This is a genomic window from Flavobacterium foetidum (assembly GCF_004634245.1).
Classification (GTDB): Bacteria; Bacteroidota; Bacteroidia; order Flavobacteriales; family Flavobacteriaceae; genus Flavobacterium; species Flavobacterium foetidum.
Map to the genome: position 1 here is coordinate 273,204 of NZ_SJTF01000006.1, position 10,880 is coordinate 284,083.

Below are 10,880 nucleotides of genomic sequence, written 5' to 3' on the forward strand. Positions count from 1 at the left end.
TTACAAAAATACTAAATACACAAAAGAAGATAAATCTCTCTCAATACGAAAAAACAAAACTCTAAAAATCAAAACATTAAAACCACAAAACAAGTTTTCAAAAAGCGGTTATCATCAAATGGTAAAACCTCTCTATTAGTAATAAACAATAAATAAAAATCTAACCATGATTTTTATCATCTCTTATGCTGTTCGTTCGCAATACATTTGGTACAAGAAAAAGATAGTAGTCTAAATCTCAAAAACAAGATCAAAAAACAAACTATCCCAAGGTTTTAACTAAATACCACATAAAGATGAAAACGATCAAATTAATCCTAGCCTTAGTAATCACATTGACTTTACAAGTAAATGCACAACGAAATTACAATATAAATGCAAGATCAACTTTTGAGGTTGCAGGAACTTCTAATGTACACGATTGGGTAATGAAATCTACAGAAGGATCTGGAACTGCAAACCTAACAGTGAAAGAATCTAAGCTAACCGATATTAACAGTTTCACTATTACTATTCCAGCAGAAAGCATTAAAAGCAGCAAAACCAGTATGGATGATGTAGCTTATGAAACATTAGATACAAAGTCTCATAAATATGTAAAATATGTTTTAAAATCTGCTGAAAAAATAAACGAGACAACTTGGACTCTAACTGGAGTATATACGATTGCTGGTGTAAGCAGAGAATACAAAACACAGGTAAGAATAACTGCTAACAACGGAAATTTTATCCTTCAAGGATCTAACCAGGTTACCTTTGCAGATTTCGGAATGGCTGCTCCAACTGCCGCTCTAGGAGTTGTAAGAGCTGGGAAAGATTTAACGATAATCTTTAATATCACTTTAACCGATTACACTAAAAATGATAATGTATTGGTTATCAAATAAAAGCAAATGATACAATTTTACAATCATAAAAAATCGAATCTGTTTCTTTAAAAAAAAGTTTCGCTTCAGTTTCAAAAAGCAAAATTTGGCACAAGAATTGTCTAGCTCTAAAAGAAAAATAATCTTACAAGGAGCTCGTTAATTTTAAAATTTGTATTTTTATTTTTCAGCCATATAACCTTTAGATTTTTATCAACCTAAAAAAAAAGCAATTATGAAAAAACAAATTTTAAGTTTAGCTGTTATCGCTGTATTGGCATTCGGTTTTCAGTCATGCGATAAAAAAGAGCCTAAGCCAGCTGAGGATGAATTAACACTTGGAAACAGAGTAGATTCATTAACAACAGATATCGAAGAAGCAAAAGACAGCGCTGTCATTAAAGCCGAAAATGCTGCGGCAAAAGCAAAAGAAGCAACTCAAAAAGCAGCAGATGATGTTGAAAGTGCCGCAAAAAAAACAGCAGCAGATGTAAAAGACGCTACCAAAAAAGGTGCTGAAAAAGTCGAAAATGCAGCAAAAGCAGCTAAGGACGGAACTGTAAAAACAGCTAAAGACGTAAAAGAAGCTTTGAAAAAATAAGATTCACTTATAGTTAAAAACTAAAACCATTCGCCAAAAACGAATGGTTTTTTTATACAAAATCACGATTGGATATTTTGTATTTTTGCCTTAAAATTTGAAAAGACAGACCATGCATTTTATATCACAGGAATTAGAAGATTATATCGAACAGCACTCTGAAAACGAACCAGAACTTCTAGCAAAACTTAATAAAGAAACTTATCAGAAGATTTTGTTGCCGCGAATGCTTAGCGGACATTTCCAAGGCCGTGTATTAAGCATGCTTTCTAAATTGATACGCCCGGCAAATATTCTTGAAATCGGAACTTACACCGGTTATGCCGCTTTATGCCTTTGCGAAGGAATGCAGGAAAACGGTCAGTTGCACACCATAGACATCAAAGAAGAACTAGTAGATTTTCAGCGCAAATATTTTGACGCGTCTCCGTGGGGAAAACAGATTTTTCAGCATTTGGGAGAGGCCATCAATATTATTCCTGAATTGGATCTGAAATTTGATTTGGTTTTTATTGATGCCGATAAAGAAAATTACCTGAATTATTGGGAAATGATTGTTCCAAAAATGAATAAGGGCGGCATTATTTTGTCTGACAATGTATTATGGAGCGGAAAAATACTTGATCCTGTTCATCCAAATGACACAAGCACGAAAGTGCTTTTAGAGTATAACTTGCTTCTAAAAAACGACCCAAGAGTTGAAACTGTCTTGCTCCCTATTCGTGACGGATTAACCGTTTCAAGAGTACTTTAATTCTATTGAATATCTGCCAGTTACGATTTGGCTTTAAGCAAAGACAATATTATGAATTACAGCACCGAAATAAACTCCGAAGGATTCACTATCATCAATTCTGTTTACACTGAAAGTGAAATAGAAAAATTGATTTCATTAATAGAAAACAAAACCGAAAGTGACAGCGATAATCCTACTTTTAGAAAATCACAGGATTTATTTGCTATCAGACAGTTTCATAAAGAAGTGCCCGAAACTTTAGATTTTATTTTTAATGAAAACCTGAAAAGCATTATTGAAAATACTTTTGGAAAAGGATATTTCATTACTAAATCTATCTATTTTGACAAACCTCAAAAATCGAATTGGTTTGTAGCTTATCATCAGGATCTGACGATTTCTGTGGATAAAAAAGTAGAGTTTGAAAATTTTGAAAACTGGACAGTAAAGCAAAATCAGTTTGCGGTGCAACCTCCAAAAGAGATTCTAGAAGATAATTTTACAATTCGAATTCATATCGATAAAACCACAAAAGAAAATGGCGCTTTAAAAGTGGCCAACAATTCACATTCTAAAGGAATTTTTAGAGTAGAAAATCTGAGACTAGAAAACGAAACTATCTGCGAGGTAGAAAAAGGAGGTATAATGATTATGAAACCTTTACTTTTTCATGCTTCGAGCAAAACTACAAACAACGAAAGACGAAGAGTCATTCATATAGAATTCAGCAAAACAGAGCTTCCGGAAGGTTTAGAGTGGAGCGAAAAGACAACTTATCTTAATTAAACCGCCTCTGGAAAATATTGCGGCTTCAGCTTTCTATAAACCAGATAAAGTAGTGATCCGAAAAGCGCTCCGAAAAAATACCCCGTAAGAATATCACCAGGATAATGTAATCCTAAATAAATTCGGCTGTAAGCGAAAATCAACGGCCATAAAAATATAAGTCCGAAATACCTGAAATGACGTCTTAGAATCCAGAATAAGAAAGACGCAACCGCCATTGTATTGGCCGCATGACCCGAAAAGAAGCTGTACGAATTACGAACCTGAACAATTCGGATAATCGATTTTAAGTCGGGATTATTACAAGGACGCAGGCGCTGAAAAGTATGTTTAAACAAATTGGTCGTCTGATCTGTAAACGCAATTAAAATTGCAATGAAAAGCAGTATATACAAGGTTTGCTTAGTACCGATTTTTTTATAAATCAGATAAAAAAGAAATAGAAAAAAAGGTGTCCAATACAATTGCTGGGTAATGATAAGCCAGAATTTATCGTAAGTTTCCGAACCTAATCCGTTCAAATATACAAGGAGATTTATATCTAATTCTTCTATTTTTTCTAGCATTATCTTTGGCGTTTAATAGGTCCTGAGAGAGCGTCAATATCTTCTTTTACTTTTTCTATTTCTGTGGCAGTTTCTCCTAATAAACTTTGAGAATCTCCCATCAGATTAGCTTTTGCGCTATTGATCTCGGCATTGATATTTCCGGTAATGTCATTCAAAGATTTTGCATCAAGACCATTTGCTTCTGCACCTTTTTGAATTTCACTTTTAATATCGTTGGTTGCATTTTTTAACTGAGCCATAGCTTTCCCCATTGTACGAGCAATTTCCGGCACTTTATCAGAACCAAATAGCATTAGCACTACAAATAGTATGAAAACTAGTTCTCCTCCTCCTATACCAAACATAATTTTAAATTTTGTTGTGGCAAAGATATTAAATTTTGGAGGTTAGAGTTTTAAAATTAACTTAAAAAGTCCTTTAAAATGCATTTAATACAAAAGAAAAAGTTCATCAAGCTTTTTAAACCTGATGAACTTTCTTGTATAATTTACCTGTTTAGTCAAATTTTGACTTCGTATCTGCTTTAGGCCATGAATTATTCGTTACATCGATATCTGCAGTAAGCAGTTTAGGGTCGATTTGAATACTCTTAATAGCTTTTGTTGTTGCATAAACCTTTCTGGCGACATCGTTATTTTTTCTCCAGATTTGTGCTGGATATTTAAAATTCTCTTTTGTACCGTCTTCATAAGTAATCTCAACTAAAATCGGCATAATCATGCCACCTGGCTTAGAAAATTCTACTTCATAGAAATACTTTGGCGATTTGATATTTGCTTTTTCCTCTGCTGTAAAAGTCTGGTCTATATAATCTGCCAATGGCTTTACATCTTCTACTTTTAAAGCTTTTTTGCTTGAAGAATTTACTTCTGGATTATCTCCTGAAACCAAGTAAACAAACGGACCTTTTTCAAAACCAAAACGTCCTTTTCTCACTTTTACATCTTTTAAATCAGCTGTTGGTTTTTCAGAAACATAGTACTGTTTTACGTTGTTAATCGCAATATCAACAAAATCTGTAGAGTAAAACCATCCTCTGATAAACCAGTCTAAGTCTACTGCAGAAGCGTCTTCCATAGTCCTAAAGAAATCTTCAGGAGTTGGGTGTTTGAATTTCCACCTGTTAGCGTAGGTCTTGAATGCATGATCAAAAAGTTCATGCCCCATAACCACTTCTCTCATAATATTTAAACCTGTAGCTGGTTTTCCGTAAGCATTATTTCCGAATTGGTGAATCGTTTCAGAGTTTGACATAATTGGCTCCAAAAACTTCTGGTCTCCGCTCATGTACGGAACAATATTTTTGGCCGGTCCTCGTCTTGATGGAAAATTAGGATCCAATTCTTGCTCCGCCAAATACTCTAAAAACGAGTTTAAACCTTCGTCCATCCAAGTCCATTGACGCTCGTCTGAATTTACAATCATTGGAAAAAAATTGTGTCCAACTTCGTGGATTACAACACCAATCATTCCGTTTTTAACTTCTCTGCTCGTTACTCCGTTTTCGTCAGGACGACCATAATTCCAGCAAATCATAGGATACTCCATTCCTTGATCTTCTGCCGAAACAGATACTGCTTTCGGATAAGGATAATCAAATGTGTGAGAAGAATAGCTTTTTAAAGTATGTGCAACGGTCATGGTAGAGGTTTCTCCCCAAAGCGGATTTGCTTCTTTAGGATAAACAGATTCTGCCATAACAATTTTGTTATTCAGTTTTACAGCCATTGCATCATAAATGAATTTTCGTGAAGATGCAATACCGAAGTCACGTACATTTTTGGCACTGAATTTCCAAGTTTTTTTCTTTTCAGAAAATCCTTTTTCAGCCGCTTCAGCTTCTGCCTGAGTCACAATTACAACTGGCTTATCAAATGACTTTTGAGCCTGTTCGTAACGTTTTACCTGCTCTGGAGTAAAAACTTCGCTTCTGTTCATCAATTCTCCAGTTGCATCAATTACGTGATCAGCCGGAACGGTGATATTTACATCAAAATTCCCAAAAGGGAGAGCAAACTCTCCGCTTCCCCAAAACTGCATATTCTGCCAGCCTTCTACATCATTGTAAACTGCCATTCTTGGGTAAAACTGGGCAATAACGTATAATTTGTTTCCGTCTTTTTCGAATAACTCGTAACCAGAACGACCGCCTTCTTTTCTGTAATTATTGATGTTGTACCACCATTTTACAGAAAAAGAAATTTTTTCTCCTGGTTTTAAAGGCGATGTCAGATTGATTCGCATCATTGTTTCGTTGATGGTATAAGAAAGCGGATTTCCTTTTGCATCTTTTACCTGCTCAATATTAAAACCGCGTTCAAGATCTTTCTTTAGATATTTGGTTGAAAAACCTTCCAAAGGCAGAACCTGATTGATTTTATCGCTTTCTGCCAACGAAGTCTGCGTATTTGCTTTTGCTTGGTTTTGATCCAGCTGAACCCATAAATATTCCAAACTATCTGGAGAATTGTTTGTATAGGTTATGGTTTCCAAACCGCTTAGTCTCGAATTTTTGTCATCCAGCTCAACATCAATTTTATAATCTGCCTGTTGTTGGTAATAAGCAGGCCCCGGAGCTCCCGATGCGGTACGAAACATATTTGGAGTAGCCAAAAGATCGTACATCTGGCTGAACTTATTCGTATCATATTTTCCCTGTTGTTTTACGGCAGGCGCTTTATCCTGTGCCGCTAACAGTGCAGGAAAAAGTAATAATAATGAAAGTTTTTTCATAAAATTTTAATGGTCGTTTTGTCAGGCTGTGAAAATAGTAATTAAAACAATAGTTTTAACTATTCATTAGTACTTTAACACTTCTTTCCTTGAAGATTCTGTAAAAAGAACACTCTTTTTAGTGCCAAATGCTGAAATATGTGTAATATTCTGCTGTTCAGAGTTCCAATCTACAAGAAGGGAATTTGAAATTTCTAACGTCTTGATTTTATCAATATCTTTTATTCTAGAATAACACACCAGCACATCGCCTGCTTCTACTTCTTTAGACAAAAAAGTAATTATTTTAGATTGGCCGTTTACTTTAATTGCAAAATGCTCGGAAAGATATTTTTTTAACAAATCGAGATCTGCAGGAGTTTCTTTATCTGTTCCTACAAATGTTTTTTTGTGGTATTTTTTTTCCATTGCATTGTTCAGGTCATCAATAAAAATACGCGAAGTAATTTGAAGCATTTTCTTTTCCTCGGCATAATTTACCTGAAAAACACCTACGTAAAATTTATGGAAACCAAAACCAGAAGACAGAACAAAAACAGCCGCTAAAAAAAAATAATTTAATTTATTTCTCATTTTTGGGCTTCCGCTTTTTTAAACTCTTTATTCTTATTGACCATAAAATCCATTAACTGAAATTTTTCGTCAGGTTTTAAAAATTGCTTTGAAGTCACATCATTAGAACAATACATTAAAAATAATTCTATTTCATCTTCTTTAAGCGCAAGTGTTTTTGTGTAAAAATCCTTTGTAAAATTATCTTTAGCATATTCTACAAAAGCAATATCGGTGACTTCTTCTTCCTTTACATCTTCTTTTGCTCTGAAAAGCTTTTTTACATCTTTGAATATTCGGACAAAATCCATTCCGTATTTAATGGTTTGATCAGAGTACATAGCAGTATTTTTAGCCGTAGACTGTTTATCATCTTCAAACTGCGTATCTACAATACGTTGCGAATTGCCCTGCACGCCTTTTACTTTTAGCTCTTTATGAACTACGACTTCTCTTAGTTGGTTGTTTACCAAATCTAATTTGGCAACAAATAAAACCTGAGCGCAATCTGCTTCGGTCAGAACGATTTTTTTTGACTGAAAAGCTATACCAGAAAAAAGCAAGGTATCTTTTGGTCTTGCCATAATATCAAAGAAACCGTTTGAACCAATAAAAGTCCGCACATTTGCATTAATATTCATCACATAACCACTTTCAATGGTTAAAAAATCATTTTTTACTTGCCCGTGAAGAGGTTTTCTTGAACCGTTTTGTCCTAATACAATTTGACAAAAGAAGCATACAACGAGTATTCCTAATTTATTTTTCATTTTCGAGAATTGTTAGATATTTTCTTGCTAAATCTGTGATCAAAAACATACTCATTGTTTTGTTTTTACTATTCAAAGATACAGCAAATTCGGCATCATCTATACAAAATAACTGAAATCCTTTTACATCATTCACAGGTATCTTCAATCTTTCTGTATAATAATTCTCATCAAAAAGATATTCCATTTTCCTAAAAAGCATTTCTTTTTTCTCAACATTCACCTCTTTTTTTAGCATAGCGGTTCGACCAGAAATCTTATTGAGCAACTTATCAATAGAGGTAGAAGTTGCTGTATAAACCTTTCTTTCAGCTGGAGTGTACTTTTTTTGACCGCGAGGCACGATTCCGAGATTTTCTGCTGTAATTCCCGCATTTTCATTCACCACTACTTCCTTAAGTTGCACTTCTTTTGCAGTCATTCTAACCAAAAGTTCTTTTGACGAAAGCTGTTCTGCTGTAATCCTGAGCTTAACCGGCTCTAAGTTGACGGCAGAAAAAACCAAAACATCACCTTCCCTTACAGTTATCGAAAAATTACCATCAGCATCTGAGACCGTTGCCGCTTGGGTATTATTGTTAATGATATTTACATTTTCAACAGGCGTAGTCCCTTCTGTGACCTTTCCTGACAATTCTGTAAAGATGACATTCTGCGCCAAAGAAATTTGCACAAAAAACAGCAAAAGAGCAACTTTTATGAGCTTACTTATTTCCACTGGCAATCAATTCTTTATATTTTACAGCTAATTCTCCGAGAAGGAACTCGGTAGAAGTTTTATTTTTTGAGTTTAATATAGCCGTAAATTTATCATTTTCTACAGCGTAATATTCAAAACCTTTTACATATTCTGCCGGAATTTTTAGTCTTTCGACAAAATGCTCCCAGCTAAACATTTTTTCCAGAAGCTTCATAAAAAACTCTTTCTTTTCGACTTCTATTTCTTTTTTCAGCATTGCCGTTCTTCCAGAGAAAAAATTCAGCAGAGGATCTGCCGAAATAGAACCGCCAACCATTCCGCCAGCTGTCGCAGTTGGATCCAAAGCCGTTGCCGTTTTTAGTTTACGTTCGGCTTGAGTATAACTTTTCTGATCTGCCGGAACAATTCCTAAAGCTACTGCATTTATATTATCGTATCTTTTTACAATTACTTCTTCAAGTTGATGCATTACCATACTAAGTTTTACGGTAAAATTCAAATCGGTGAAATTCTCAGAAGTTAAGACAACACGTTTTTCCTTAAAACCAACTGAAGAAAAAACCAAAACATCATCTACTTTTGCCAAAATCGAAAAAGTACCTGAAGAATCTGTAATCACAGAAGCTTCTGTTTGCGCATTGATTACATAAACACCTTCTAAATCTGAGGTATTGGCTGTATTAGAGGTGATTTTTCCGTTTATAACAGAGCGCTCCGTGTTCTGCGACCAGACATTCTGACCCAAAACAACCATTAAAAAGCAAAGAAATTTGTGAATCAAAATGCAAAATGTTTACTAATTCTTAAAATGTAAAAATATCCTAATGTATTCCAAATTAAGTATTAATAGGTTGGTAAAAATATGTTAATTAAAACAATTTCGATTAAAGTTCGAAAGTGAGTTTTTTAATATCTTTAACGACAGAATTTCGAGAAAAAAATTATGAAAAGCATTATTATTGCAAGCACCTCAACATTGCACGGAGGAAATTACTTGGAGTACTTACTTCCTATTTTAACAACTCATTTTAAAGACTGCAAAAGTATTTTATTTATTCCGTACGCACGCCCTGGAGGCATCTCTCATGACGAATACACACAAAAAGCAGCTCAAGCATTCGGCAGTATAAATATTTCTGTTAAAGGAATTCATGAATTTGAAAACCCACAGGAGGCTATAAAAAATGCTGAAGGAATATTCACCGGCGGAGGCAACACTTTTTTGCTAGTAACACAGCTTTACAAAAACAACATTATGCAGTTGCTTTCTGAAACTGTCAAAAACGGAACACCATATTTAGGATCAAGCGCCGGAAGCAACATATGTGGCCTATCAATGCAGACTACAAACGACATGCCGATTGTCTACCCTCCTAGTTTTCAAACTTTAGGCCTTATTCCTTTCAATTTAAACCCGCATTATTTAGACGCGGACTTGCAGTCAAAACACATGGGTGAAACCCGCGAAACGAGGATTAAGGAATTTCATGCCTTCAATTCAATTCCGGTTTTAGGCTTAAGAGAAGGAAGCTGGCTGGAGGTCAAAGGAGACCAAATAACTTTGAAGGGAGATTTGAAAGCAAGACTTTTTAAACAAAATCAAACTCCGGAAGAATTAGAGCCTGAAAGCGATTTGAGCAATCTAAAATAGTTTTGAACCATATAAGCCATACAAGCTCATTTAAATTAAAGCAAAATAAAAAAACCGTTAGGCGTAATTTTTACTTTTACTCAACACATAGAAACATAGATTTATATAGAGAAAAGACACTAAAGAAAGCTATGTTTCTAGGTTGCTTATTTCAACCCAGCGCGGTTCAGAGGTGTGAGAAACGTAGAGTTTTTGTACTGTTTATATTGAAAACATAGCCAGCGGTTTCAACTGCGCGGGCGAATACGAATAAGCGTGATAACGTTGCGTTCCAGCGGTTGAAACCGCTGGCTATGTTTGACATACTAAAAGTTCCAGCGGTTGAATGCGAATAAGCGCTGTGACAGCTTTGCGTTCCAGAGGTTGAAACCGCTGGCTATGTTTGACATACTAAAAGTTCAAGCAGTTGAATGCGAATAAGCGTTGTGATAGCGTTGCGTTCCAGCGGTTGAAACCGCTGGCTATGTTTGACATACTGAAAGTTTTAGTTTCTAGGGTATAATTTCACTATCTAGGTAATAATTTTGAACCTTTTTTTATTCAGATTATCTAATCTTTTTGCATAATCCCCAAGTTTTGTGATTTATGCAACTTTTGCACCTGATCCAATTGAACCTGATTCTATGAACTAATTGAAAAGAAAAAATCCTCAAACTGAAGTTTGAGGATTTTGAGAGCGAAAGACGAGGCTCGAACTCGCGACAACCAGCTTGGAAGGCTGGAGCTCTACCAACTGAGCTACTTTCGCATTACAGGGTGCAAATATAAATAATTTTTTATTATTAAAAAACAAAAATCAAAAATTATTTACTTTTGACAAAAACCAAAATTTTGGTCTTAGAGCGAAAGACGAGGCTCGAACTCGCGACAACCAGCTTGGAAGGCTGGAGCTCTACCAACTGAGCTACTTTCGCAT

At 34.9% G+C, this 10,880-nt stretch carries 12 protein-coding genes and 2 tRNA genes; 5 read left to right on the forward strand and 9 right to left on the reverse strand.

Annotation, left to right across the window (positions count from 1 at the left end; translation table 11 throughout):
• Positions 1-296: 296 nt before the first annotated feature.
• The 4 genes from E0W73_RS10360 (at position 297) to E0W73_RS10375 (ending at position 2,989) form a co-directional block, all read left to right on the forward strand.
• Positions 297-887, forward strand: a complete 591-nt coding sequence (locus tag E0W73_RS10360) for a YceI family protein (protein ID WP_135221998.1) — start codon at positions 297-299, stop codon at positions 885-887.
• Between the two features lie 214 nt (positions 888-1,101).
• On the forward strand, positions 1,102-1,467 hold the full coding sequence (locus E0W73_RS10365; RefSeq protein ID WP_135221999.1) for a hypothetical protein: 366 nt from the start codon (positions 1,102-1,104) through the stop codon (positions 1,465-1,467).
• A gap of 112 nt (positions 1,468-1,579) precedes the next feature.
• A complete protein-coding gene (locus E0W73_RS10370) occupies positions 1,580-2,221 on the forward strand; it encodes an O-methyltransferase (protein ID WP_135222000.1) in 642 nt (213 codons plus the stop codon).
• 51 nt (positions 2,222-2,272) lie between these two features.
• Positions 2,273-2,989: a phytanoyl-CoA dioxygenase family protein gene (locus E0W73_RS10375; RefSeq protein WP_135222001.1), complete on the forward strand. Its 717-nt coding sequence runs from the start codon at positions 2,273-2,275 to the stop codon at positions 2,987-2,989.
• Here the strand turns inward: E0W73_RS10375 and E0W73_RS10380 are convergent.
• The 7 genes from E0W73_RS10380 to E0W73_RS10410 all read right to left on the reverse strand — a co-directional run bounded on the left by E0W73_RS10380 (position 2,986) and on the right by E0W73_RS10410 (position 9,094).
• Positions 2,986-3,555, reverse strand: a complete 570-nt coding sequence (locus E0W73_RS10380) for a phosphatase PAP2 family protein (protein WP_135222002.1) — start codon at positions 3,553-3,555, stop codon at positions 2,986-2,988. The two genes, E0W73_RS10375 and E0W73_RS10380, sit on opposite strands and share 4 nt — an antisense overlap.
• Positions 3,555-3,902 carry a Sec-independent protein translocase subunit TatA/TatB gene (locus tag E0W73_RS10385; RefSeq protein WP_135222003.1) on the reverse strand — a complete coding sequence of 116 codons (348 nt, stop codon included), beginning with the start codon at positions 3,900-3,902 and terminating at the stop codon, positions 3,555-3,557. Before E0W73_RS10385 ends, E0W73_RS10380 begins: the two co-directional genes overlap by 1 nt.
• A gap of 151 nt (positions 3,903-4,053) precedes the next feature.
• Positions 4,054-6,291 (reverse strand): M1 family metallopeptidase, encoded by a 2,238-nt coding sequence (locus E0W73_RS10390; RefSeq protein WP_135222004.1) that lies wholly within the window; start codon positions 6,289-6,291, stop codon positions 4,054-4,056.
• A gap of 66 nt (positions 6,292-6,357) precedes the next feature.
• Positions 6,358-6,864, reverse strand: coding sequence for a DUF6702 family protein (locus E0W73_RS10395; protein ID WP_135222005.1), 507 nt, complete (start codon positions 6,862-6,864; stop codon positions 6,358-6,360).
• Entirely contained in the window at positions 6,861-7,613 is a 753-nt protein-coding gene (locus tag E0W73_RS10400; RefSeq protein WP_135222006.1) for a hypothetical protein, read from the reverse strand. Before E0W73_RS10400 ends, E0W73_RS10395 begins: the two co-directional genes overlap by 4 nt.
• A complete protein-coding gene (locus E0W73_RS10405) occupies positions 7,603-8,331 on the reverse strand; it encodes a carboxypeptidase-like regulatory domain-containing protein (RefSeq protein ID WP_135222007.1) in 729 nt (242 codons plus the stop codon). The genes E0W73_RS10400 and E0W73_RS10405 overlap by 11 nt, the downstream gene beginning before the upstream one ends.
• Positions 8,318-9,094, reverse strand: coding sequence for a carboxypeptidase-like regulatory domain-containing protein (locus E0W73_RS10410; protein WP_244248467.1), 777 nt, complete (start codon positions 9,092-9,094; stop codon positions 8,318-8,320). Before E0W73_RS10410 ends, E0W73_RS10405 begins: the two co-directional genes overlap by 14 nt.
• Positions 9,095-9,256: 162 nt before the next feature.
• Between E0W73_RS10410 and pepE the strand changes: the two genes are divergently transcribed.
• Entirely contained in the window at positions 9,257-9,964 is a 708-nt protein-coding gene (pepE, locus tag E0W73_RS10415) for a dipeptidase PepE (protein WP_135222008.1), read from the forward strand.
• 675 nt (positions 9,965-10,639) lie between these two features.
• Here pepE and E0W73_RS10420 read toward each other — a convergent pair.
• A tRNA-Gly gene (locus E0W73_RS10420) sits at positions 10,640-10,712 on the reverse strand.
• Positions 10,713-10,805: 93 nt separating this feature from the next.
• Positions 10,806-10,878 (reverse strand) — tRNA-Gly (locus tag E0W73_RS10425).
• Between the last annotated feature and the right edge of the window lie 2 nt (positions 10,879-10,880).